Below are 24,473 nucleotides of genomic sequence, written 5' to 3' on the forward strand. Positions count from 1 at the left end.
TCCTCCAGGCGGCTGATTGACATTGAAAACGTTACACTTTTTAGTGATTCCTTATCCTTCATTAACTAGCGTAATCCGTTCTTGGTGGTGTTGTGGATCGACCACTTCACTGACTACTAATTTGGCCATCGTCCCGGAAGTTACTCGTGAAACATTGGCGGAGTTAAACAGTAATTCATCCTGACCCAGTTCATAATCGGTCGCTGGGCCTGATTCAAACGTCATTGCTGGTGAAATGCCAAGCCAGTCAGCATCATCCACGGTTTCCAAGAATTCTAGTTCCTTCAGTTGTTGCTTTGGCGTATTAATCCAGGTTTCAGCGTTCGGTAACTTGGCCAAGTCGTCAACTACCAGGTGGTTATCTTCACCGGTATGCAAACTTCCGGCACCCAGAATAAAGATAACCCGGATCTTGCCCTGCCGCGCCACATTGATTAATTTTTCGGCTAACTTGATTTGTTGATCGGCATTGGCAGGTGCCGTGCCAAAAGCGTCAATGATCACGTCGAACCGGGCTAATTCCGCGTCTGACAAGTTTAACACGTCTCCGGTAATCAATAGGTTTGCATCGTCACCCAGGACCTCCTTCGCCCGCTTTTCATTCCGGACAATCCCGATTACATCCAAATTGGAATCAGCACTCGCTAATTGATAAATGGCACTGCCGGCCATCCCACTAGCACCAATTACACCGACTTTTTTCATGATAATCCTTCCTTTCTAATCTTGATCTGTAATTTATTATAATCAATTCACTCATTCCAAGATTCCCAGACGTGGAATAAATTTACGTTCCACACCAAAAAAGCCCCTTGCACTGCGTCGATGCAAGGGACGATATTATTTCTAAAGGAGGAATGTTGAAGTGAACTAGTCACCCGATTTGTAATCCTTGACTTCAGAACCAACCTTTTCAACGATCCCTGACCCTTCGTGGCCTAAGATAATTGGGAGTGGATGTAAGAGATTTCTAGGAACGATTAAGAAAAACTGCCTCATCAGTGTTGATGAGACAGTTGACTTAATTTAATTAAACTTTCTTTTCACCATCTTGGTCATGGAAAGTCGACTTAAGCGGGTAGGTCAGGTGAATCGTGCTTGGAATTACTAGTGGAATGATAATTACCAAAATGATTAACCCAATGATGACCGTCATTGCCACTTCAATCAGGGTTGGAATGCCGGACGGGATCAAGGCCGCAAAGGTTCCACCTAAAATGATAGCTGCAGAGGTTACCACCGTCCCGATCACAGCGGAAGCCCGGATAATCCGTTCCGTTGGCAGGAGCTTGTACTGGTCATAATTCCGGTAGCGCATCGCCAGGAAGATATTGTAATCTACCCCAAGGGCTAGCAGCATGATAAAGCTGAAGAACGGCGTATTCCAAGTCAACATTGACCGACCCAGGATCCAATGTGTCAAGACATGGGTGATGGATAATGATGCCAGGTAAGCTGTAACCAGTGTTCCAATAATGTACAGTGGTTGAAGAAGTGACCGGGTCACAAAGATCAGGGCCAGACCGATACCGACAACCATGATGATGGCCGTCCGCAAGAAGTCGCCACCGGCAACGTTCTTCGTATCCGCGATCTTGGAGGATTGCCCACCAACGGCTACTTTGGCCTTACCAAGGTTCGTGCCCTTGAGAGAGTACTTTGCAATCTTAGTAATTTGGTGAATGGCCTTCGTCGAACGGGTGTTACTTGGGTTCGACTTCAAAACGACCGTAATCTTGGCAATCTTTTTGTTGTCAGACAAGTACGTGTTCACAGATTGTTGGATCTGAGCATTAGCCATTTCTGATTGTGGCAGGTAGAAAGTTTGCGCTGCGGCAGACTTTTGTAAACCAGTCAGGTATTGCGAGCCAGCCTGGAGCCCACTATCTAATTGTCCTAAGCCCTGCATCATCTGACTACTTTGTTGGGCAGCTTGTTGTTGCTCACTTTGCTGCATACCACTTTGCATTTGTGACATGCTGGAAGTGGCGGTGCCTAATTGCCCCGTTAATTGGGCCAGTTGATTATTAACGTACAACTGACTGACCTTGGAGCCAGCTGGCTGGGTCACGGAAGCTACGGTTTGGACGTCGCTATTCTTCTTTAATTGATCGGTTAACCGGTCAATCAACAGCAGGTCCCGTTCATTATCTAACTTGTGGTTGGCCCGCAGATAGATCGTAACGGGTTCGGCCGTCCCTTTGGAGAAGTGGTCTTCCACAACCAACAGTCCCTTCTTAGACGGCGTTGAGTTGCTAATTTCTGCAGCGTCATCATAGTTGAGGTGGTTTTGGTAAGACAAGCCAATTGGCAATAGAATCACGAACACCAGAACCAGTGAAATGATTGGGTGGGCGACTGACGAGGTGGCCAACTTATGCCAGAATTTGTTAGGATTTTCTCCCACAAATTTCTTTTCTGGCCAGAACATCTTTTTACCAAAGATCGCCATAAAGAATGGGTTTAAGGTTAGCAGTACGACAAGCAGCACCGCGACCCCAACGGCCACCCCGACGGCAGATTGGTAAATCGAGAACTTCGCTAATGCTAACGAAGTAAACCCAATCAGGATAGATGAACCAGAATACAAAATCGTCCGACCGGCACTATGTTGGGCATCATGAGTGGCTTCCCACTTATCCATACCGTTACCGAGGTTTTCCTTGAACTTATTGTAGAGCAGGATATTATAGTCCGTCCCGATCCCGAAAAGAACAATTACCATGAAGACCTGGGTAAAATTAGAAAATGGAAAGTTGAAATGCTTCACCAAATTCGTCACAATGCTGAACGAAGTCATGAATGAAACCCCGACCGTTAACAGTGAGATCAACGGCGTAATTGGTGACCGGAAGACCAACAAGAGGACAATGAAAATGAAAATAACGGAAATGAGTTCTGTCTTCTTAATTCCTTGTTGGATTGCTTCGGAAAAGTCATCATTCAAGACGTCCGCACCAGTGACGTAAGTTTTGATCCCACTGGTTTTGATGGCACTCGTTAACTGCTTATTAACGTGATTAATCGTCCCGTGCTTTTTGCTAACGTACAGTTGGACAATCTGGGTCGAACCATCCTTTGAAATTAATTGTTTCTTGGTGGCCGCATTATCCTGGGGCGCCAACATGCTCTTGATCCCATAACGACTCTGGTGTTGCTGCAACTTATTGATTGTCGCCTGCACCTTCGCCTGCTGAGCTTTCGTCATCGAATGGTCACCGTTATTAAAAACGGCAACGACTTGATACGAATTGCCCTGGTGGTGTCCCCAATGATTTTCTTGGATATTCTCCGCAATTTGGCTCTGGGCACTCGCTGGCAAATTGACGGCTGAATGATCACGCGTCAGTTGGTTAACGTTAGGAAATGATACTAAGGCAATCACTAGAATGATGACCCACGCAATCAATGAGAACACGTGATTTTGCACAAATTTTTTCACTTCTCTTGCGACTCCTTTACTAATATTTCATGTATTTCGTGGCTTGAATGTTGAATGCCATTACATTCAAATTCACAACAGTGAAGAGCATAACACGCTGTCACTGTTGCTTCAATCTACAAATTGAGACGATTGTCCCAATTTGTGCACAAAAAAAGCATGGTCGATTAGGACCATGCCTTTTTGCGATTTAAAACGCGAAACGTTAGGTAGTTATTACTTTAAAGTCTTCCATACCCAGTTTTCAACTTCTGGAAGATCCTTACCTTCGTCACGAATGTATTGGTTGTGCTTTGCAACCATGTCATCCATCTTTTGAGCGAAGGAAGCAGCCTTTTGTTCGTAACCCTTAACGTTCAGGATAGCATCCTTAGCTAAGTGGTAACGATCAAGTTCGTTCAAGACACGCATGTCGAATGGCGTGGTGATATCACCATTTTCACGGTAACAATGAACGTGAAGGTTGTGGTTGTGACGTGGGAAGAAGAGTGATTGGATCATGTCTTCGAAACCGTGCCATGCAAAGATTACAGGAGCATCAGTAGTGAAGTAACGATCGAATTCTTCGTCAGAAAGACCTTCTGGGTTCTTTTCAAGCGTCATCAACTTCATGATGTCAACAACGTTGATGTAACGAATCTTCAATTCTGGGAAGCTTTCGTGAAGAAGGCTGATAGCAGCAAGAGCTTCTTCAGTAGGTTCAGTACCAGCAGAAGCGAAGACAACATCTGGGTCAGCGTCTTGGTCAGTTGAAGCCCAGTCAACGTACATCAAGCCGTTCTTAGCAAGTTCAGTAGCTTCGTCAATGGAGAACCATTGTGCACGTGGGTGCTTAGAAGTTACGAAGATGTTGATGCATTCACGGTTGCGGAATGCAACATCAGAAATAGCCATCAGTGAGTTGGTATCAGCTGGAAGGTATTCCTTAACTAAGTCTGGACGTTCCTTTTCGTAAAGGTGAGTCAACAGACCTGGATCTTGGTGAGTGTAACCGTTGTGGTCTTGTTGGAAGACAGTTGAAGTATCAACAAAGTTCAGTGCTGGGTAGTCATGACGCCAGTACATTTCCTTAGCCTTCCGTAACCACTTCATGTGTTGAGTCAACATTGAGTCAACAACCCGACCAAATGATTCATAAGTTGCGAAGAAACCGTGACGACCAGTCAGAGTGTAACCTTCAAGCCAACCTTCAGCTTGGTGTTCTGAAAGTTGTGAGTCGATCATCCGACCAGAGCGGTTCATGTTTTCATCGTTTGGTTCATGAATGTCCTCCATCCATTGACGCTTTTGATCGTCAAGGATTGCGTAGAGACGGTTAGACTTGGATTCGTCAGGACCGAAACCACGGAAGTTGTTAGGGTTCAATTCAGCAACCTTGTTCAGGTACTTACCCCATTCGATCATGTCTTGCTTTACAACAGAACCTGGAGTCTTAACATCCACAGAAAATTCACGGTAGTCTGGGAGGACTAATGGCTTAGGATCGATACCACCGTTGGTGATAGGGTTCATAGCCATCCGCTTGTCGCCCTTAGGAGTAGTCATCGTAACTGCTTCTACTGGGTGACCATCTTCGTCGAATAATTCTTCAGGCTTGTATGACTTCATCCAGTCAACAAGCATGTCCTTGTGTTCCATGTCATCTTGTGATACCGGAATAGGAATTTGGTGAGCACGGAATGAGTTTTCGATTGGGTTACCGTCAAGATCCTTCTTAGGACCAGTCCAACCCTTAGGAACACGGAAGATGATCATTGGCCATTGTGGTAATGAGTCATCATTGTTTTCACGAGCGTTCTTTTGGATAGCCTTGATTTCTTCAATGGCCTTGTCCATAACCTTAGCCATTTCTTCGTGGACTTCCATGTGAGGCTTCAAACCATCAAATTCGCCATCAGTGTAAGCTGAAACGAAGTATGGCTTCCAGCCCATACCTTCGAAGTACTTAGTAAGTTCTTCATTAGTCATCCGAGAAACGATGGTTGGGTTAGAAATCTTGAAACCGTTGATTTGAAGGATTGGTAATACGGCACCATCCTTGATTGGGTTGATGAACTTGTCTGAGAACCATGAAGCAGCCAATGGGCCAGTTTCAGCTTCCCCGTCACCAATTTCAACAGCGGCGATAACGTCAGGGTTATCTAAGATAGCACCAACACCGTGGGAAAGGGAGTAACCTAATTCCCCACCTTCGTGGATGGAACCTGGAGTTTCAGGGGCAGCGTGTGAAGCAGTACCACCTGGGAATGAGAAGTGCTTGAACAGCTTAGCCATACCCTTAACATCTTGAGTGTAGTCAGGGTAAATTTCAGTGTATGAACCATCCAAGTATGAGTTGTTAACCATTACTTGGCCACCGTGACCGGAACCTTCAATGTAGAACATGTCCAGGTCGTACTTCTTGATGACACGGTTTAAGTGTGCGTAAATGAAGTTTTGAGGAACAATCGTACCCCAGTGACCAATTGGCTTAGGCTTAACGTCCTTAGCCTCTAATTCACGACGTAACAGTGGGTTGTGCATTAAGAACAGCGTACCAACTGAAAGGTAGTTGGCAGCACGCCAGTAAGCATCAACATTTTCCAAGTATTGCTTGGAATCGTAATCTACTGTCATTGTAATAAACACTCCTTCTATAAAGAAATAACTACGTATTCGACTATGTAACGCATCGTAAATCTCATCAATTTACGACTATTATGATAAAGCATTTTAGCAAAAAGTCAACCTTTTTAGAAATTGATACGGTCCAATTTTTAGAAATCTGTATTCCTTGTCTCCCAAGGGATTTGAAAGTTACTGAACACAAAAAATTCCTTTTTACACAAAAAGAACACGGAATTGTAACATTCTTCCGTGTTCTTAAAACATTTAATCTTGATCTAATGGTAATAATTCTAGTGGTGCATCAATTAAGTAGGTTGGGTGTTCACGTTTGAGGCTTTCAACATCAAAGGCATCCCAGGTGACTCCACAAGTCTGCACGCCGGCGGCTTTACCCATTTGTAAATCGTAACGGGCATCACCGATCATCACACTATCTTCCTTTTGGAGTTGGTACTTATCGAGGAGCAATAAAATGCCATCTGGAGCCGGTTTGTAGTGGTCCACCTGATCACAACCGACAACATCTTTGAAGTAGTGGCGGATCTTCAAATTATTGAGATTCCGGTCAACCGCATCGGTTTGCTTGCTGGAAACGATGAACAGGTTTTTATGGCGTTGGGTTAACTTATCCAGCATTGCTTGGATCCCTGGATATAACTTAGTAGATTCCAATTCGTAATCGCTGTAAACTTCGCGGAAACGGTCCACGACCTTTTGTGTTTGGGCCTGATCTAACGGTTCTGCAGCCATTTTAGGAAATGAAACTTCGGCCGGAATCCCCATGAAGTCCAAGATCTCGTCGGTCGTTGGCACGGTTAAACCGTTGTCCTGAAATGCCTGTTTCGTTGCTTTAACGGAAGCATCGCCCGAACTCGCGAGCGTTTTATCAAAGTCAAAGAAATAATTTAATAACATGTTGCCCTCCTATAGCAATGCGTGCAATTGTCACCATTATTTTAGCATGCCCTTTTCTAATGCCAAACTAGATTGACGGTTTATCCACCATCGTAACTGGCAAGATGGTCGTACTATCCACCGTTGTATGATGATTAATCTGATTTAGCAATTGCCGAGCGGCAACGTTACCCATTAATTCCATATCCTGTCGCATGAGGTAAATACCATCTTGGACGTAACGGGACCAATTCCAATCATCGAAACTAACCAAGCCAACATCCTGGGGAAACTTGATTTGTAAATCTTTTAGGATGTCTAAAATTTCAAAGAGAACCGGGCCCATCAACGAAATGATCACCGTTTTGCCAGGTAATTGGTTCACCATCTGAAATAATTCCTTTCGCAGCCACTGCCGGTCATGACCACGCGTTTCTAAATTGTGATAGCTCAAGCCATAATCATCCGCGGTGGCCTTTAGCCCCGCAATCCGCGGAATTTGCCCGGAAGCTTCTGCAAAGTGGGCGCTCACCGTCAAAATGTTGGAATAGTCTTTTTGATGCAAGATCTGTCCTAAGCGGTAACAAGCATCCTGATTAGCACTGGTCACTTTACCAACATTCAAGGGGTGATCTCCTACCTCACGATCGACCAACACTAATGGTGTTTCCCGCTGAAGACATTCTTCAAATTGAGCAAAATGGATTGAATCCGGCTGAACGATAATTCCATCGGCTTGTAGTTCATATAACCTTTGTAGCGAGCGACGTTCAATCACCGTACTGTTGTTGGTATTCATTAATATAATGTCATACCCAGCTGGTTGCAAAATATCGTCAATCCCCTTTGCCAACAACGTAGAGAAGGTATTACCAATGTCCCCAACTAAGACGCCGACAGCATGGGATTGCCCTTGTCGCAAACGCCGGGCTGAGGCAGCTGGAATATAATTCAACCGTTTGATCGTTTCTTCAATTTTTTGTTTAGTTGCCGGTCCCATTTTGGAATACTTACCATTAAGACAGCGAGAGACCGTGGTAACTGAGACGCCGGCTTCTTTGGCAACTTGTGAGATCGTTGGCCGCTTCATCAGTTTAACCACCCTTCAAAATTAGTTACTGTCTAATATTCTACCAGTTATCTTAATAAATACCCACCATCAACTGGTAAAGTAACTCCAGTAATGTAATTGGAGGCAGCACTGGCAAGAAAAACAACCACGCCCATTAATTCACTTGGATCTGCCCAATGACCAGCTGGAATATGTTCCAGAATTTCCTTGCTTCGTACTGGATCCTCCTGTAAAGCCTTGGTCATTGGCGTATTAATGTATCCTGGCGCAATCGCATTAACTTGAATATTGTCAGGTGCCAACGCATCCGCATACGCCTTTGTCAAGCCAACAATGCCATGTTTACTAGCGGTATACGGGAAAATATACTTACCAGCCCGGAAAGATTGCATCGACCCAATATTAATGATTTTCCCGGATTTTTGTTTGGCCATTTCTTTAGCAACGGCGTGGGATAGAAAGTACACAGCATTGAGGTTTAAGTTAACCACCCTGTTCCAGTCTTCATCCCGATAAGCTTGCCATTCATTCCGTAACTGCATCCCAGCATTGTTCACTAAGATATCAATTTGGCCGAATTCCTTTAATGCATCATTTACGATCTTTGCCGGTGCGTCAGCCGCCGTCAAATCCTGTTTAAAGAAGCGTAAGTCAGCTCCCAATTGATTTGCATAGTCCTTCATTGCATCCCAATTTTTATCGGTTCGGCTCACAATCAGGACGCGCCCACCAACTTTGAGGATCGCTTTAGTGTAGTACTCCCCTAATCCAGACGCACCACCAGTAATAATTGCCGTTTTGCCCTTTAAAGAAAAGCTATTTAAATCAAACATCATTTGTGACCTCCCGTTAAAAAACACCGTTTGGGCAACATGGTGTCCGCCACGTTCAAGCCAACCGGTGTTTCATCATTATTTCTTAGATTAATTTATACAAAGAGTGAGATTACGTAAACGCTTCCGAGCCCAGCGAGCGCTAGTACCGACGTCAATGTTGACCAGGAAAGGAGGGTTTCCTTCAATGAAAGACCAAAGTATGACTTAATCATCCAGAAACCAGCATCGTTAACGTGGTCACAGAAGACTGATCCAGCACCGATGGCCAGGACCATCAAAGCGGCCATTGCAGATTGCGAACCATATTGTTGAGCCATTGGCGCAATCAAACCAGCCGCAGTTAATGCAGAAACGGTTGAAGATCCCAGGGCAACCCGCAGGATAGCAGTGATCAACCACGCTGCCAGGATCGGGGACATATGCGTGTTGGTGAACAATTGGGAAACGTACTTGGAGATTCCACCTTCAACTAAAACTTGCTTGAAGGCACCACCACCACCAATGATTAAGAGCATTGGGGCAATTTGCTTAACTGAGGCAGTCAATGTTCCTTCGATTTCTTGCATCTTCTTGTTTCGACGCAGCCCCATCGTGAAAATAGCAAAGATTAAGGAAATCAGCATCGCCGCATCTGGTGCACAGACGAATTGTACAAATTGGCCAATGACGCTGTGCTTGGGCAAAACAAAGCCAAGAATCGTTCCTAAAGCAATCAAGATAACTGGCATCATAGCCGTCAAAACTGAGATTCCAAATCCTGGGGTATCTTTGAGGTCAAATTCCTTGTATTCTCCCAAAACAGAAATATCAATGTTCTTCCGGTAAACTTGTGGGTAAAGTTTCCGCAAGCACCAGTTAAAGACCGGTCCAGCAATAATGATCGTTGGAATTGCGGCAATAATCCCCAGTAACAACACGTGTCCTAAGTTAGCATTCAACATGTCGGCAATCGCCGTTGGTGCTGGGTGCGGTGGTAGGAAGGCGTGGGTAACGTTCAACGTTGCAGCCATTGGAACTCCAAGATACATCAGTGGCATATCCAATTCACGAGCGATAATGAAGACTATTGGTAAGACAACCACCAGACCAACTTCAAAGAAGAGGGCTAATCCAATAATGAAGGAAGCGAGAATAATAGCAAGTTGGATCCAGCGACGACCAAATTTGTCAATCAAAGTCGTGGCAATTCGGAAACCACCACCAGCATCGGAAACCAGAGCACCGAGCATTGAACCAAACCCGAAGATAATGGCCAAGTGCCCTAATTGACCACCGATCCCCGTTTCAATCGCGGTTGGGATTTTTGAAACCGGTACTTGAAGTAGGATGGCAATTAAAAATGAAGTAACAACTAATGAAACGAAGGTGTTCAACTTCAGCTTAACGATCAAAAAGATCAGGAAAATAACACCGATTAAAACAATGAGTAATGGCATCTGTATAACTCCTTTGAATTATTTGTGATCCGTTGTTTGCTGTAAATCTGAAATTCGTGCATAAACCGGTGACAAAAGTGTCACAACCTGTTCAAAGATTGGTTGGTACTTTTGATAAACGGCCACTGCTTCCGGATCTGGCTGGCAGTCTTCTTTGTCACCAATGAATTGGTTAACCGCACTCAAGCTGTCGACCATGCCAAGACTCTTCATCGCCATGACGATGGCTCCTAAACAACCAGATTCAAACGAATTAGGAATTTCGACCGGGCAATTCAGAACATCCGCCAGCATTTGTTTCCAAACCGGTGACTGAGCAAAACCACCAGTTGCGGTCACACTCTTTGGTTCACCAACTAACTTCCGAACAGCTTGAAAGACACTGTTAATGTTCATATTGATTCCTTCCATTACCGCCCGGAGCATATCTGCCCGCGTATGCAATTGGGAGAGGCCGAAGAAACTGCCCCGCGCGTTAGCATTCCAAATTGGTGCCCGTTCACCACCTAAGTATGGATTAAAGATCAACCCATGAGCACCGGCGGGAACCCCAGCTATGACTTCGTTTGCTAAAGCGTAGGCGTCGGTATTTTCATTTTTAATAGCACTCGCGTCTACCAGGTGTTCAACCGCCCATTGGAAGACATCACCACCGTTATTGAGGGGACCACCAATGACCCACAGCCCATTATCAACCGCGTAACAGAACAACCGTTGTTCAGGATCAATGACCGGATGGTCGGTAACGACCCGGACCGCTGCTGAGGTCCCAATCGTAATGGCAACGGTGTCCTTAGATAATGCGCCAACCCCGAGATTAGAGAGGGCACCATCAAAGGCACCGTACACAAATGGTGTTTCAGCAGGAATGGCCATCTTAGATTGGGCTTCAGCCATCAAGCCAATCTGTTGAGTCGTACCACTCACGATTTCTGGTAACTGATCAGCACTCACATGTGCCAGTTCCAACGCTTGTGAATCCCAATCGCCAGTTTCGATATTGAGCATCCCAGTACATGAGGCAATGGAGATGTCAACTCGGAAGACACCAAACAGTTTGTAGAACAAGTATGACTTAATATCTGCAACATACTTAGCTTGCGCCATCTTTTCTGGTGCTGATTGATGCAACCACATTAATTTCGTTAATGGCGACATCGGGTGAATTGGGGTCCCCGTTTTAATGTACATTTGCTTTCCCTCAGGAGAACTCTTGAGGTCGGCAGCAACTTTCCGGGCCCGGGTATCCGCCCAGGTCATCGCCCGTGTCAACGGCCGGTGATTTTCATCAAGCAAAATCACACTTTGGTTGGCGCTGGAGAACGATACGGCACATAGCTGACCATTTGTTAAATCAGCTTCTTGCACAGCATCATGAATCACCTTTTCAACTGCATCAACCAGTTGGTCCGGGTCTTGCTCAGCCATTCCAGCGGCGTCCCGATACAGCGGATAACCCTGCTTGGCTTGGGTCAGTACATTGGCATTTTGGTCATACAAGACCGCCTTGGTACTGGTTGTCCCAACATCCACTCCAATAAAATACTGCAATCTAATCCCACCCTTTCGTTTCTTGAAAGCGTTTTAGTTTATCGATACACCAGTATAATATTATCCATTGAAAGCGTTGTCAAGATTCTTTAGGAAATCGTTTTCGTAAACGGGCATTCAAATTCGGCTCACGTCTGGAAAACTAAGGATCCAGCGTAGTAGTTAAATTTTCTCTGTACTGAAAATTTTTCGGCTTTTCCTCATAATTTTCAGTGTGGAGAAACTTTTGCTGATTTCACTTAAAATTTTCTCCATACAGAAAAAACCAGAGCGGTCAATCACCGCTCTGGTTTGATTAATTTTATGGACTTTAATTACAGGTTTGGATCCATATCGAACGTTAATTTCGACATTTCAACACCCTTGGTCATTAATTCAGCCATCAATGTCTTCGTCCGCTTGTAAACTTCGTCCAGCATTTCCTTAGTCCGTTCGTTCAAGTAGGCAGTTGCGTCCGTATCAGAAAGGCCATCCAACTTTTCTGTATTCTCGGCAACCCAACTGTGGAAGTATTGACGAATGTCCTTCAAGTAGTCTAAGTCTGGCTTAGCGAATTCGGACATGTGAGATTCGACAATCATGGACAATTGACGGAACAGCCAGTAAGTACTGTCGGAATCAAGGTCCATCTTCATTGGTGTGTTACGGAGCCGGGCATCATTGTCATCAACTTGCGCAAAGAATGGCATGTATGGTGAGAATGAAGGAATTCCCCCGAACGTCATCCACATAATTGCAGAGGCCGATTCTGGTACGTTTGGCCGGATTTGCATAACGTGGGAGTTTTGGGTCCGGTTCAGTGAAATTGGCCGGTACAAAAGCTTTTGTTGCTTCGTGCCCATGTGGCCCAGTGGATCATATGGCGTATTTTCGTAGTGAGAACTCAAGTACTTTTCTAGGTCTTCCACAGTGAACTTATGACGGGCCTTCATCACAAATGGCAGATCAAAGTCTTCAGGGTCCATTTCAACATCTGGGCTGAATAAGAAGTGACCGTACCATTGCCGTGGCGTGTTGTAATGCAAGTCAAAAACATCCGCCGTCCCAAAGATGTGCCGGAAGTTCCATTCATCAAGGTCCGGGTTCAAGTGGTTCTTTTCAACGAATTCTTGAATTCCTTCTGACCACATGAAGTTATCCGGGTCGTTGAAATCAACATCTTGAATCGCCGCCCGGTTACCAGTAACGGCATAACAGTCATCCGGAATCCGTTGGGCAACCCAGTGGTGACCAGTAGCGATTTCCATGTACCAAATATCGTCCTTGTCGGAGAAGATTACCCCGTTACCTTCAGCAGAACCATACTTAGCAACTAACTTTCCGAGATAAGCAACCCCTTCCTTAGCACTATTGATGAATGGCAAGACCATGGCAACCATAGCATCTTCGTTAATCCCATTGACGGTGTTCATTGGGTCAGCAGCCAATACCCGTTCGTTAGCGTAAAAACTTTCCGTTGCGGACATAGCCACGTTCTTTTCGTTGAACCCATTTTCGTCAAAGGTTCCTTCGGACTTCAAGTCAACGTTTGGCACCCCTTGGTAACGGTAGCCGTCGGCTGGGCGGTCACCAACAAACTTGTTCAAAAAGGCGTGAACTTGGTTTGGATTGTCATGGTAGGCAGGATAAACCACAAACCGTTGTGGCGTGATTGCAGCTGGCGTATCGTCGTTCCGGGCGGCCAATGTGGAACCATCAATTGTGGCGTTCTTACCAACTAGGATGGTCGTACATGCAGTAAGTTTTTTTCTCATGGATAAACCCCTTCTTTTTCAAAAACAAAACTATGGTACCTAATTCTTGTACCTAATATTTTAATTCTAGTCCTCGACAATTAAACGGTCAATTATTCAATAATTGCCTTTTACGTGGACAAATAACCGTAACAGTCCCCATAACACTAGGTTAATGACGATCGCAAAGCCGAATGCTAGCCAAAACGGGGTCAAAAAAACCGTTAATTGTGTAATGACGCTTTGGTAGTCAGTAACGAAACTACAAATTCCCGCACTGATTACCAATAGTAACAATAAGACCACTAGTCCCTGACGCGAATTTTGTAAGTCGGCACGACTCAGGTCAAAACCACCTACACTAATGTTGACCATCAGGATCAACCACACCAGCAGTTGCCACCAGACCAGTGGCCGGTTTTCCACCGGCGCTGCCCCGGTCAAGGCCAGCCATTGATTGTAAAAATCCGGGACTAACCACCGCGTGCTCAACACCATCACGGTCGTGCAACCAATAACGGGGGCAATGCCAATCATCACATTCCCCATCTTCTGGTAAAAGTTATGGTCGTCCCAGACGTGGTTGACGTATCCTAAACCGGTATCATAAGGATCATACGCGTTCGGAATGTGTAATAAACTAAAGCTCTGAATTCGATGGCCAAATAGCAGTGCCATAATAAGGTGACTAAGTTCGTGGATAATTACGCCAAGGCCACCCAACAAAATCTGACCGTAAAAGCCACCGAGTATGACTGACAAGCGTTTATTAGCCCGACTAATACCGACTACTATCATCCCCAAAATGCTGGGAATGACCACCACCAGCCCAGCAATCGCTGCCAGGGTTCGAATAAAATTAGCTAGCATTATTTCTGTTGGAGGTCCGCGAATTCAGCGTGGACCAGTTTGGCCAGATCATCCGCATTTAATTCGACCGACCGCCCCAGTTGGCCAGAAGACACGTAAATTGTGTCTTCCTTTTGCGCATCCGTATCAATAAAGATTGGAAAATGGTGTTTTTCATAGATGCCAACTGGCGTGTTGGCGCCGTGCACGTAACCCGTCGTTTTGACCAACTTCTTTAATGGCACCATTTCCACCTTTTTATTACCGGAAACCCGGGCCAGGGCCTTTTCGTCCAGGTGCGTGTCAATTGGCACGACCCCGACCAACGGCCCAGTCGTTGGCCCCTCCAGCACGAGCGTTTTGTAAATTCGGTGTTCGTCAATCCCACTATGGTCAACCGTTAATGACCGGACGTCACCATCCTGGTGGGTTGGAAAGACGGCCTGGTGATATGGAACGTGGTTTTTATCTAGAATTTGTTCAACTTGGGTCTTTTTTAATTGACCCTTTTTCTTACTCATTGTTTCTCTGCTCCTTTTGTTTTATGGAACGGTCCAATTTTCCAAAAGTGGTTACCACTTATGAAAAGTTTGGTATACTAATTATAAATTATCACAATTACAACTACCTTTCCCCAAAATGGGAAGATTTGGAGCAATAATTATGGCAGATTTAGTATACCGCTCAGTCATGCGCGATATAAAAGGAAAAATTTTGGATAATCAGTATCCTGGAATGAAACTTCCCGATGAACGAAGCCTGAGTGATATGTACCAGGTTAGTCGAAGTTCAATCAAGCGGGCCTTAGACGTCCTCGTTCAGCAAGGAATCATCTTCAAGAAACGGGGGTCAGGGACCTTTATTAACCCGCTCTACCTCAAAAACCGGGCAATGTTTCGCTACGAAGGGAGTAACCTGGGAATCACCGACAGTTTCCGCTTAGATGGCAAAAAGCAAAGCATTAAGCTGCTGAATTACCGGGTCATCCCCGCTCCTGAAGAAATTCAACAAGACCTGTTCTTGGAGTCAAACGAATACGTTTATAAAATCGAACGCCTCCGGTTGATTGATGACCAACCCTTTATGATCGAAACGGGCTACATCCCAATCAAAATTTTACCAACCCTCTCTCCCCAAATTTTAGAAAGCTCCATTTTTAACTATCTGGAAAGTCAAAAGGGGAAAACCGTGACCCGTTCTTACCTGACGCTGACGGTCGAACCTTCAAATGCCGTTGACCAAAAGCTGCTTGACCTGAAAGCAACGGAGCCGGTCGGCATCATGGAAGGGGTCTTTTTTCTCGACGACGGGACCCCCTTCGAAGTTTCCAATATGCGAATCCATTATCAATACATGCGTTTCAATACCTTCGTTAGTTTAGGAAAGGAATAACTATGATTAAAGCAATTGCTGTGGACATGGACGGGACTTTTTTAAATTCGGCGGGGCAATATGACCACGAGGCTTTTCAGCGCATATTCCGCCGTCTCCAAGAGCACCAGATCCAATTAGTGGTCGCCAGTGGCAACCCGATTTACCAGCTTCACATGGCGTTCCCCGAACAGATCAACGACCTCTGCTTTGTCGCCGAAAATGGTGTCGAATGCTTTGACCGTAACAATCAGCTACTGTACTGCGGTCAAATGGCTGACGAAGCTATTCAGGGGCTCTTTCGTCTCCACCAAGCCACGCCGCACAGCACCTTTTTACTTTCCGGCGTGGAACGGGCCTTTGTCTTTCAAGATGAAGATCCCGACTTTGTTCGCCGCATTCGGGTTCATTATCCCCACCTTGTCACCATCAATTCGTTAGATGAAGTTGACGACCAAATCGTCAAAATGCAAATGGACGTCCCTGGCGAAATCACCGCCCAAATGCAAGCGAAAATCAATCACGATTTCGCGGGCCAACTGACCGCCGTCTCCAGTGGGTACGGCAACATGGACCTGATCGTCAGCGGTCTTGATAAGGCGACCGGACTTCGCAAGTTAATGGAAGTTCACGGCTGGCAGCCTAACGAATTAATGGCCTTTGGTGATGGCCAGAATGACATGACGATGTTAGAATTAGCTGGTGAAAGCTATGCCATGGCTAATGGCGACCCCCGAGTCATCAAGTTAGCCAAGCACACAGCACCAACCAATGATCAAAACGGGGTCTTCGTGACCATTGAAAATTATCTAAATCAACTTGATTAAAAGTTAAAAGAGGTTGGGAGAATTCCCAACCTCTTTTATTTTGAAAGGAGCACCGCATGTTACCACAACTTGGTTTAAAGGGCAGTCGTGATCCTCAACAGGTCAACGACCGCTTGCAATACCACCCAACAACTTATGAATTTTATACAGACACTAGTGATTTCACCACGGAAGGTTATCAAGAACTCTATGATGCCGTTCAGTACATCCAAAGCAAAGGCGTCCAGAACGTGGTGATCCACCACCCGATGGCTTATGGCAAATTTCATACCGACCTAGTCGCCCCAGAGCAACAATTTCCCCAGCTTTACCGGTTCATCGAAAAGTCGACCGAGCAGTTGATCCGTTTGGCAACTGACCTGAACGTTCAGTGCCTGGTTCATGGTTCGTACGCCAAAGAAACCCCACTCTTCATCGCCCACTATCCTTCACTAACCGCCGCCAAAGACACCGTTTTTAAGCGGTTGGACCGGTTCGCAGAAATGGGCCAAGACCACATCATGTTTGAAAACTCAATTTCATCCATTTTTTGCTACGGTGATGAACAATCCGAAGAAGAAATTTTGGCTCACCACTACCGGCTGGCCTTTGATACTTCCCATTGTTTTATCTATAGCCACGGTAGCAACCGTCAGCTCCAGGCTTCACTCACTAATTTAAAGCCTGACGTTGTACACTACCACCTGGTCGATTCAATGGGCTTGACCCACGATAGTTTGCCGCTTGGCACCGGTAAAATCGACTGGGCAGCAGCCCTGCCGTTACTCAACCAAAATGCCACCAGCATTTACGAAATTAACCTAAAAAATAATGATGACTGCCGGGAACAAATCCAGAGTCATCATTATCTCATGCAATTAGTACAGTAATTATTTTTTAGTTAGGGTCACCGGTGTTTCACTCTTCTGCATTTCCTTGAGCAGTTGGATCGTTAAAATTCGCTGAAAGGCGGTATCCACGATCAGGCGCAACATGTAATCATTTGTGGCGGTGAGCACACTATGTTCAGGAAATTTTTGATCCTGAAGGCGGGCATTGAACAGTTCCACGAACCGGTTATAGATCACCTTCGGGTAATTATTGATGGCCATTTGGTCAATTCCCGACCGAATCTGGTCCAAAGAGTACACGTTTTTCAACAGGGCAATGGCGAACAGCGATGCGACTTGGTAAGCCGAATACTTTTTCTTCACGGGGGCCATGATGGCCCCTTTTTTGACGTAGTTATTCACCATCGACTTGGTTAATGGATCCACGTTCAGATCGATTAACCGATCATTGACATACGAGACCACCTGGTCCACGTACAAGTTCATTTCGGGTAGCTCATCCCAGCTTTCCAAGTGCACCTTTGCTAAATTCTTGCGCCAATCTTTAAATGCTTGTTCGATCATCAGGGTAACCTCCTCGTCTAGTTATTATTTAGTATTAAATATACCATAATTTAGTTTTTAAAACTAGATCCCGACAGATTGATTTAAATAATTCTCCAAATCACACGCTTGGGCAAGTGTTGTCGCCACGGCAGCGACATTGCTCCAGTCTCCCGTAACTGGTTGCCCCTCATCCATGACGGGGCGGTCAACTGACTTGGTCGTCAATGGCAAGCTCCGAACAATCGTGTATGGTAATTCGAGTTCATCAATCATTTTAATGGCGTAGAGGTGGTCCGCCACAATGTTTTGGAAATCCTCCCCATACCACGCTTGCAATTGCTCTACCGTTGCGTCATCTGCCGTTCCCATGATTGAATTCATCACAATTTTTGTTGGTTGCTGGGCACTGTGGTCAACTAAGTGAACGAGGTCCTGGACGACTTCGTCCACCCTAACGTGGGCGCCTGGTAGCCAGCATAAAACACCGCCTTGGAATGGTTGGTTAAAATCATTCACGAGAGTGACGCCTGGCAGTTTATCATTCACTAATTGACATAAGCGATCACTTTGCTGATTAACTATTGTTACCTGTGGCATGGTTTTTCTCCTTCATCACGGCTAAATTTAGTCACATTCCGCCTTTCGCCTGTTTCGTCTTTAGTTTACCATGGTATAATAATCTCGTTATGCAATATTAGCTTGATTATCATTTGTAATGGTAATCATTCAGGAATGGGGAGTCTTTTCTTTGGATCAAAGTCAGATAATGATCAATCTCTTGATCATCATCGTTACGTTTATCTTTGCCGCTTTTTTTGTGGCTGCTGAATTTGCTCTGGTACAAGTTCGAGTCACCGCCCTGCAAGAACGCCAGAAGGAACTCGCCAAGCCCTCACTCAAAATCAAGCGGGCCATTAAAATGGTGTCTAATTTAACGGAATACCTTTCTACTACCCAGGTTGGGACCTCCGTTTGCGGAATTATTCTTGGGTGGATTGGTGAAGAAACCCTTGAAGAACTGCTCGTTGATGCTCTGCACCTACCAAACTGGTCACTGAACCAAAATGTGGTGCACGTCATCAGTGCCGTTGTTGGGGTTCTTTTACTAACCTACCTTGAAGTGGTCTTAACGGAAATTGTTCCGAAAAACATCGCCATTGATATCCCGGTGAAGATGATGATGGCAACCGTGACACCGTTGCACTATTTTCACATTATCTTTTATCCATTTGTCTGGCTATTAAATTCTTCTGCCAACGGCATCGTCCGTATGCTGGGCATGAAGCCGGCTGATGAAAATGATGAGGTCTTATCCCAAGGCGAGATTATTAGCCTCACCCGTAATTCCGTGAAGGGGGGCGCACTAGAACGTGGCGACTTGCTTTATATGGAACGGGCCTTTGAATTTAATGATAAAGTGGCCAAGGACATCATGATTGACCGGACTCAACTAACCGTTGTGGACATTACTGAAACCGTTGATGAAGCATTAACAGAGTACATCCAAACTAAGTACAGCCGTTTACCAGTTGTTGCTGATAACGATAAGGATAAAATTGTGGGGTACGTTTTCAATTACGACCTCATCAAACAATCACGGATTAATGGCAACCTGTCCGTTGCTAAAGTCCTGCGGCACTTACCAACGACCCCTGAAAACACCGCGATCACCGAAGTTCTCGAGCAAATGATCCGGACCCGGGTCCCAATGGTCATCGTCGTTGACGAATACGGTGGCACTTCCGGGATCATTACCGACAAGGACATCTATGAAGAACTGTTCGGTACTGTCCGGGACGAAATCGACAACGTTGCCGACAATATGATCAGCAAATTGCCAAACGGCCACTACAAAGTTGACGGAAAAACTACCACCTACGACTTTGAGCGTTTCTTCCACGAGGAGATCGAAGCATTTGATTCAGATGACGCTGTCACCCTCTCCGGGTACGTCATTGATAATTTCCCACACGTCAAAACCGGTGACACCATCACCATTGGGAACCTAAAGTTAATCGTCCAGGATTACGAAAATTCGTATATCGACTGGTTCGAAGTTTTTAAAGCCCCGCAGAAACACCAAGAGCCTACAAAATCATAGTATTGGAGACATGAAGCATGGAAACAACAATGAACATTTTATTCATCTCAATCGAGGGCAACACCCGCTCATTTCTTACCCGGTTGCAAGCCTTTGCTAAGCAACAACACAGTATCAACAGCCAAAATTTGACCATTAACTTAAAAGAAATCACTGACCAAACGGTTCCCGAAGCGGAAGACAAGAATTTCTTTGCCTTTGTCCCAACCTACCTCGATGGTGGCAATGGCTTTGATTCTGGTTTCAATGAACTCATGACCAATGCACTAGGTGAATACATTGCTTCTAACAACAACGCTGATAAATGTATCGGCGTCGTCGGCAGTGGTAATAAAAACTTCAATGAACAATACTGTCTGACTGCGCGGAAGTACTGTGACCAGTTTGATGCTCCCTTCCTAGCCGACTATGAATTACGTGGTACGGACGAAGATATTGACAACATCTACACAATTTTACAAAAGCGTTGGAAAACTGTTGAAGCTTAACAGTTAGTTACCAACGATTGAAAACACCCGTCAAATGGAATCCCAACATGGTTGGTTGTTCCTTTTGACGGGTGTTTTATTATTCAGCCGGTTGGGTACCGGCAGCAATATACCAGGTAATTCCGTAATAATCCACAATCTGTCCTAATTGTCGACCAACAACATGGTCTGCAAACGGCAACGTGACCCGTTGCAAATCTGATTGAGCTAATTGGTCGAATAAACCCTTGGCTGCCGCAACATCGCCACCAAAGTCTAAAAACAAGGACACCAGCGAAGACGCTTGAGGGGTCGTCATTGTGGCATCACCACATAAAATGTGGTGCCCAGCAATTTCAAATTCCCCAACGACCGTTGTTTTGGCCAAATCGTCTACCTTGAGTCCCAAATTTTCGACCTGTTCCTCAGTAAATGGGGTCCGTTGAATGATTTTTGCACCGAATTCCTGGACATAATAATCCATCGCTTCCGCGCTATTTTCAAAAGTTAAAAAGGGGTATATGTCTGCCTCCATCATTTTCCTCCGTAAAAAATACTTCCTTAATTATAATTTCTTCAACGTTCCACGTCAAATTGGCTCAAATGTTGATAAACCGTTTAGCAAGCATCCCTTTTGAAATCAATGTAACGGTTGGATTTTAAAAAAATTTGACCTAGACCAATTAATGGCAAACGTTTATCAATCGGCTTAACCATGTGTTATCAGTGTTGCGAGCCATTTTGTTACTAATTTTACAAGTTAAGAAAACGCTCCCTTTTTTAATGCAATCGGTTGTGCGAAAGTATATAATCGTACTCGATGAGTGAATATAAATTGTATTCAAGAGGAGTGAACATTTTGGCTAAGGAAAACAAAGCTGTTATCACATTATTTGGAGCCGCCGGTGATTTAGCACAACGGAAGCTCTATCCATCCCTATTCAAGTTGTATCAAAAGGGTTACCTTGGTGATCATTTCGCATTACTGGGGACCTCCCGTCGTCAAAAGAGCGACGAAGAATTTCAAGCCATGGTGGCAAAATCCATTAGCGGGATTAAAGAAACCGAAAATGGTCAAGCTCATGACTTTGTAAAGCACTTCTTCTTCCAATCCCACGACGTTACAAAGCCCGAACACTACGAAGCATTAAAGAAGCGGATTAATGACCTTGATCAAAAATTTGGTACTGACGGCAACCGCCTCTTCTACATGTCAATGGCCCCACAATTCTTTGGTACCATTGCGATCAACTTAAAGAAGCAAGGATTACTGTCCGATGATGGTTACAACCGTCTGGTCATCGAAAAGCCATTTGGCCGGGACTTCGAATCCGCCAAGAAGTTGAACGACGAATTATCTGAAACTTTCAATGAAAACCAAATCTTCCGGATTGACCACTACCTGGGTAAGGAAATGATCCAAAACATCGAAGCACTGCGGTTTGGTAACACGATCATCGAATCCCTGTGGAACAACCGCTACATCGACAATATCCAAGTTACCCTGAGTGAAAAGCTGGGTGTCGAAGAACGGGCCGGTTACTATGACCAGTCCGGGGCCCTCCGTGATATGATGCAAAACCACATCATGCAAGTCGTTGCCCAATTAGCGATGGAACAACCAGTTTCCTTCACTGATAGCGATGTCCGGGTCGAAAAGATCAAGGCCTTACGTTCATTACGGGTTTACACTCCTGCCGAAGCTGCTTCAAACTTCGTTCGTGGCCAATACGATGCCGGTCAAGATACGAATGCTTACCGTCATGAAGACGGGGTTGATCCAGAATCCAACACTGAAACCTTTGTTGCTGCTAAGTTGCTCTTTGACAACTATCGTTGGTCTGGAGTACCATTCTACGTCCGGACTGGGAAGAAGCTTGCTGACAAGTTCACCCGGATTGACGTGGTCTTCAAGAAGCCATTGATCGATATCTTTGCTAACCCACGGATGAAGTCCGAACAATCCTTGAAGAGTAACGTTTTGACGATCTTCGTTGAACCAGACGCCGGTTTCTCCCTGCGGGTCAACGCAAAGAGCGCTGGTCAAGGCTTCAATACCGAACCAGTGGACCTCAAGTTCATGCAAGACGATTCGACCAAGGCAGAATCACCAGAACCATACGAACGACTCTTCCATGATGCTTTGGAAGGCAACCACACCAACTTTGCTTCCTGGTCTGAAATTGCTTACGCCTGGAAGTTTGTTGACGTGGCCCGGAAGTTATGGGACATTGAAACACCACAATTCCCTAACTACACCCCTGGTTCGATGGGGCCAGTGGCTGCTGACGAACTCCTTGAACGGGATGGCCGTCAATGGGTTTACCGTCTTAACAAGTAAACGAATTACCAAACAGAATCTGGTCTGCGGATCAGGTTCTGTTTTTTGAACTTTTGTTGAAGCGCTTACAATCTTCGGGAAGTAATTTAAATTAAGGCATTTTGGCATAATTGCCTTATATATCAATAGATTGTCCTGGTTAATTTGCGGTGGTCGCGAGAAAATGTAATAATTAAATTACAGCTATTGTTCTCGATTATTTAAGAGGTGACATATTATATGAGTACACAAAGTAGTTCTGTCGAAAGACAGATGGGCTTCTGGAGCATCGTGCTCTTCGGAGTCAACGGAATCCTCGGCTCAGGGATTTTCCTCTTACCCGGACAGGGGTATAACCTGTTTGGGCCAGCTAGTATCCTGGCATTGTTAGCCGACGCACTCTTAGTTTTCATGATCGGTCTCTGTTTTGCGGAATGTGCCGGTCGTTTTAAGGAAACTGGTGGTGCCTATCTATATGCTAAAAAAGCCTTCGGTCCCTTCATCGGTTATGAAGTTGGGGTCGTAACGTGGGCGATTCGGATCATTGCCGAAGGAACCCTTTACGTGGCCATTGCCACCGCGCTTGGTGGAGTCTACAAGCCATGGGCAACGACCGGTGCCAAGAACATCATCGTTACCATCATCGGAATTTGCTTAATTCTGATTAACATGACGGGGGTTAAAACTTCTGCCCTCTTCAACAACGTAGTAACCGTCGCGAAGTTAGTGCCAATCCTGTTAGTTGCTATTGTTGGTTTATTCTTCTTACACCCGACTAACTTCCATCCATTCTTCCTGCCGGGAAGTACGGCGAACGGCTTTGCTAACGCAACGATCACGCTGTTCATGGTCTTCACTGGGATTGAATCCCTGGTGATTACCGCCGGAAACATGAAAGATGCTTCCAAGAACTTACCACGGGCCCTCCTGCTGGTCATCATTGCGGTAGCCACGATTTACGTCCTGGTCGTCGTTTCCTGTGTTGGGATCCTCGGTAGTGGCTTAGCCAAGAGCTCTGTTCCACTCCAAGACGCTGCCCAAGCCGTTGCTGGCCGGGCTGGTGAATCGGTAATCATTGTTGGAACCTTCCTATCCATGGGTGGTTTGGCCCTGAACAGTTCGTTCATTTCACCACGGTTGGCTGCCTCCTTGGCCGACAACCATCAAATGCCAAAGAAGTTAGGGGCTGAAAACCGCAAGGGTGCGCCATACGTGGCCATCGTCATCCACACTTGTTTAGCCATGGCGGTTGCTTGGTCTGGTTCTTACTACACCTTGGCCAACATTTCCGTGGTTTCACGGTTTGCCCAATACATTCCAACTTGTATCGCTGTGATGGTCTTCAGAAAGACGATGAAGAACCAAAAGTCGTCCTTCAAGATTCCAGGTGGTTGGTTAATCCCAATCCTCGCAATTGTAGCCTCAGTTTGGCTGTTAGCGAATGCCAAGGCTTACCAATTGATCGCTGGATTTGGTGCTTTAATCATTATCTTGCCATTCTACTTCATCACGGGACAAAACAAGCGTGATAAAGCGTTAAAGGAACAAGGTAAACACTAAGTTAAATTAACTCAAAAGGATCCCCGAGATT

The 24,473-nt window shown here is 45.4% G+C and carries 21 protein-coding genes and 1 pseudogene; 7 read left to right on the plus strand and 15 right to left on the minus strand.

The genetic code is table 11. The features are described 5' to 3' along the window. Positions 1 to 51: 51 nt before the first annotated feature. The 12 genes and pseudogenes from NFR43_RS01530 to ybaK all read right to left on the minus strand — a co-directional run bounded on the left by NFR43_RS01530 (position 52) and on the right by ybaK (position 14,941). Entirely contained in the window at positions 52 to 705 is a 654-nt protein-coding gene (locus NFR43_RS01530; RefSeq protein WP_251545778.1) for an NAD(P)-dependent oxidoreductase, read from the minus strand. Positions 706 to 873: 168 nt separating this feature from the next. Continuing rightward, positions 874 to 951: pseudogene (locus tag NFR43_RS08550) on the minus strand (alcohol dehydrogenase catalytic domain-containing protein); the annotation flags it as partial. A gap of 79 nt (positions 952 to 1,030) precedes the next feature. Next, the gene (locus NFR43_RS01540; protein ID WP_251545780.1) at positions 1,031 to 3,442 is read right to left on the minus strand and encodes an MMPL family transporter; all 2,412 of its coding nucleotides are present in this window, start codon (positions 3,440 to 3,442) and stop codon (positions 1,031 to 1,033) included. 216 nt (positions 3,443 to 3,658) lie between these two features. Further along, the gene (locus tag NFR43_RS01545; protein WP_251545782.1) at positions 3,659 to 6,058 is read right to left on the minus strand and encodes a phosphoketolase family protein; all 2,400 of its coding nucleotides are present in this window, start codon (positions 6,056 to 6,058) and stop codon (positions 3,659 to 3,661) included. 255 nt (positions 6,059 to 6,313) lie between these two features. Then, complete coding sequence (locus NFR43_RS01550; RefSeq protein WP_251545784.1) at positions 6,314 to 6,964, minus strand: HAD family hydrolase; 651 nt, start codon at positions 6,962 to 6,964, stop codon at positions 6,314 to 6,316. 67 nt (positions 6,965 to 7,031) lie between these two features. Next, entirely contained in the window at positions 7,032 to 8,033 is a 1,002-nt protein-coding gene (locus tag NFR43_RS01555) for a LacI family DNA-binding transcriptional regulator (protein ID WP_251545786.1), read from the minus strand. A gap of 47 nt (positions 8,034 to 8,080) precedes the next feature. Continuing rightward, the gene (locus NFR43_RS01560; protein WP_251546201.1) at positions 8,081 to 8,848 is read right to left on the minus strand and encodes an SDR family NAD(P)-dependent oxidoreductase; all 768 of its coding nucleotides are present in this window, start codon (positions 8,846 to 8,848) and stop codon (positions 8,081 to 8,083) included. A gap of 95 nt (positions 8,849 to 8,943) precedes the next feature. Then, complete coding sequence (locus NFR43_RS01565; RefSeq protein ID WP_251545788.1) at positions 8,944 to 10,287, minus strand: gluconate:H+ symporter; 1,344 nt, start codon at positions 10,285 to 10,287, stop codon at positions 8,944 to 8,946. Positions 10,288 to 10,305: 18 nt separating this feature from the next. Next, complete coding sequence (locus NFR43_RS01570) at positions 10,306 to 11,838, minus strand: gluconokinase (protein ID WP_251545790.1); 1,533 nt, start codon at positions 11,836 to 11,838, stop codon at positions 10,306 to 10,308. A gap of 314 nt (positions 11,839 to 12,152) precedes the next feature. Continuing rightward, on the minus strand, positions 12,153 to 13,592 hold the full coding sequence (locus NFR43_RS01575) for a C69 family dipeptidase (protein ID WP_251545792.1): 1,440 nt from the start codon (positions 13,590 to 13,592) through the stop codon (positions 12,153 to 12,155). 96 nt (positions 13,593 to 13,688) lie between these two features. After that, entirely contained in the window at positions 13,689 to 14,441 is a 753-nt protein-coding gene (locus NFR43_RS01580) for a hypothetical protein (RefSeq protein WP_251545794.1), read from the minus strand. Next, entirely contained in the window at positions 14,441 to 14,941 is a 501-nt protein-coding gene (gene ybaK / locus NFR43_RS01585; RefSeq protein WP_251545796.1) for a Cys-tRNA(Pro) deacylase, read from the minus strand. The genes NFR43_RS01580 and ybaK overlap by 1 nt, the downstream gene beginning before the upstream one ends. 142 nt (positions 14,942 to 15,083) lie before the next feature. On the opposite strand from ybaK, the gene NFR43_RS01590 reads away from it, so the two are divergent. From NFR43_RS01590 to NFR43_RS01600, 3 genes are read left to right on the plus strand one after another with little or no spacing between them, the layout of a single operon-like run. Then, positions 15,084 to 15,812: a GntR family transcriptional regulator gene (locus NFR43_RS01590; RefSeq protein ID WP_251545798.1), complete on the plus strand. Its 729-nt coding sequence runs from the start codon at positions 15,084 to 15,086 to the stop codon at positions 15,810 to 15,812. 2 nt (positions 15,813 to 15,814) lie between these two features. After that, positions 15,815 to 16,618: a Cof-type HAD-IIB family hydrolase gene (locus tag NFR43_RS01595; protein ID WP_251545800.1), complete on the plus strand. Its 804-nt coding sequence runs from the start codon at positions 15,815 to 15,817 to the stop codon at positions 16,616 to 16,618. A gap of 56 nt (positions 16,619 to 16,674) precedes the next feature. Then, on the plus strand, positions 16,675 to 17,487 hold the full coding sequence (locus tag NFR43_RS01600; RefSeq protein WP_251545802.1) for a sugar phosphate isomerase/epimerase family protein: 813 nt from the start codon (positions 16,675 to 16,677) through the stop codon (positions 17,485 to 17,487). On the opposite strand, the gene NFR43_RS01605 is transcribed toward NFR43_RS01600, so the two are convergent. Together NFR43_RS01605 and NFR43_RS01610 are read right to left on the minus strand one after the other, a co-directional pair. Further along, positions 17,488 to 18,012 carry a DUF1836 domain-containing protein gene (locus tag NFR43_RS01605; RefSeq protein ID WP_251545804.1) on the minus strand — a complete coding sequence of 175 codons (525 nt, stop codon included), beginning with the start codon at positions 18,010 to 18,012 and terminating at the stop codon, positions 17,488 to 17,490. Positions 18,013 to 18,075: 63 nt separating this feature from the next. Continuing rightward, the gene (locus NFR43_RS01610) at positions 18,076 to 18,591 is read right to left on the minus strand and encodes an NAD(P)H-binding protein (protein ID WP_251545806.1); all 516 of its coding nucleotides are present in this window, start codon (positions 18,589 to 18,591) and stop codon (positions 18,076 to 18,078) included. A gap of 169 nt (positions 18,592 to 18,760) precedes the next feature. Here NFR43_RS01610 and NFR43_RS01615 point away from each other — a divergent pair, with 169 nt between their 5' ends. Together NFR43_RS01615 and nrdI are read left to right on the plus strand one after the other, a co-directional pair. Beyond that, the gene (locus NFR43_RS01615) at positions 18,761 to 20,095 is read left to right on the plus strand and encodes a hemolysin family protein (protein WP_407658125.1); all 1,335 of its coding nucleotides are present in this window, start codon (positions 18,761 to 18,763) and stop codon (positions 20,093 to 20,095) included. Between the two features lie 17 nt (positions 20,096 to 20,112). Then, a complete protein-coding gene (gene nrdI, locus NFR43_RS01620) occupies positions 20,113 to 20,583 on the plus strand; it encodes a class Ib ribonucleoside-diphosphate reductase assembly flavoprotein NrdI (protein WP_251545811.1) in 471 nt (156 codons plus the stop codon). A gap of 79 nt (positions 20,584 to 20,662) precedes the next feature. On the opposite strand, the gene NFR43_RS01625 is transcribed toward nrdI, so the two are convergent. After that, complete coding sequence (locus tag NFR43_RS01625; protein ID WP_251545813.1) at positions 20,663 to 21,097, minus strand: VOC family protein; 435 nt, start codon at positions 21,095 to 21,097, stop codon at positions 20,663 to 20,665. A 324-nt stretch (positions 21,098 to 21,421) separates the two neighbouring features. Here NFR43_RS01625 and zwf point away from each other — a divergent pair, with 324 nt between their 5' ends. Next, the gene (zwf, locus tag NFR43_RS01630; protein WP_251545815.1) at positions 21,422 to 22,903 is read left to right on the plus strand and encodes a glucose-6-phosphate dehydrogenase; all 1,482 of its coding nucleotides are present in this window, start codon (positions 21,422 to 21,424) and stop codon (positions 22,901 to 22,903) included. Between the two features lie 219 nt (positions 22,904 to 23,122). Continuing rightward, positions 23,123 to 24,442 carry an APC family permease gene (locus NFR43_RS01635; protein WP_251545817.1) on the plus strand — a complete coding sequence of 440 codons (1,320 nt, stop codon included), beginning with the start codon at positions 23,123 to 23,125 and terminating at the stop codon, positions 24,440 to 24,442. Positions 24,443 to 24,473: the final 31 nt, after the last annotated feature.

Origin of the sequence: Limosilactobacillus caecicola (assembly GCF_943192935.1) — a bacterium.
Taxonomy (GTDB): domain Bacteria; phylum Bacillota; class Bacilli; order Lactobacillales; family Lactobacillaceae; genus Limosilactobacillus; species Limosilactobacillus caecicola.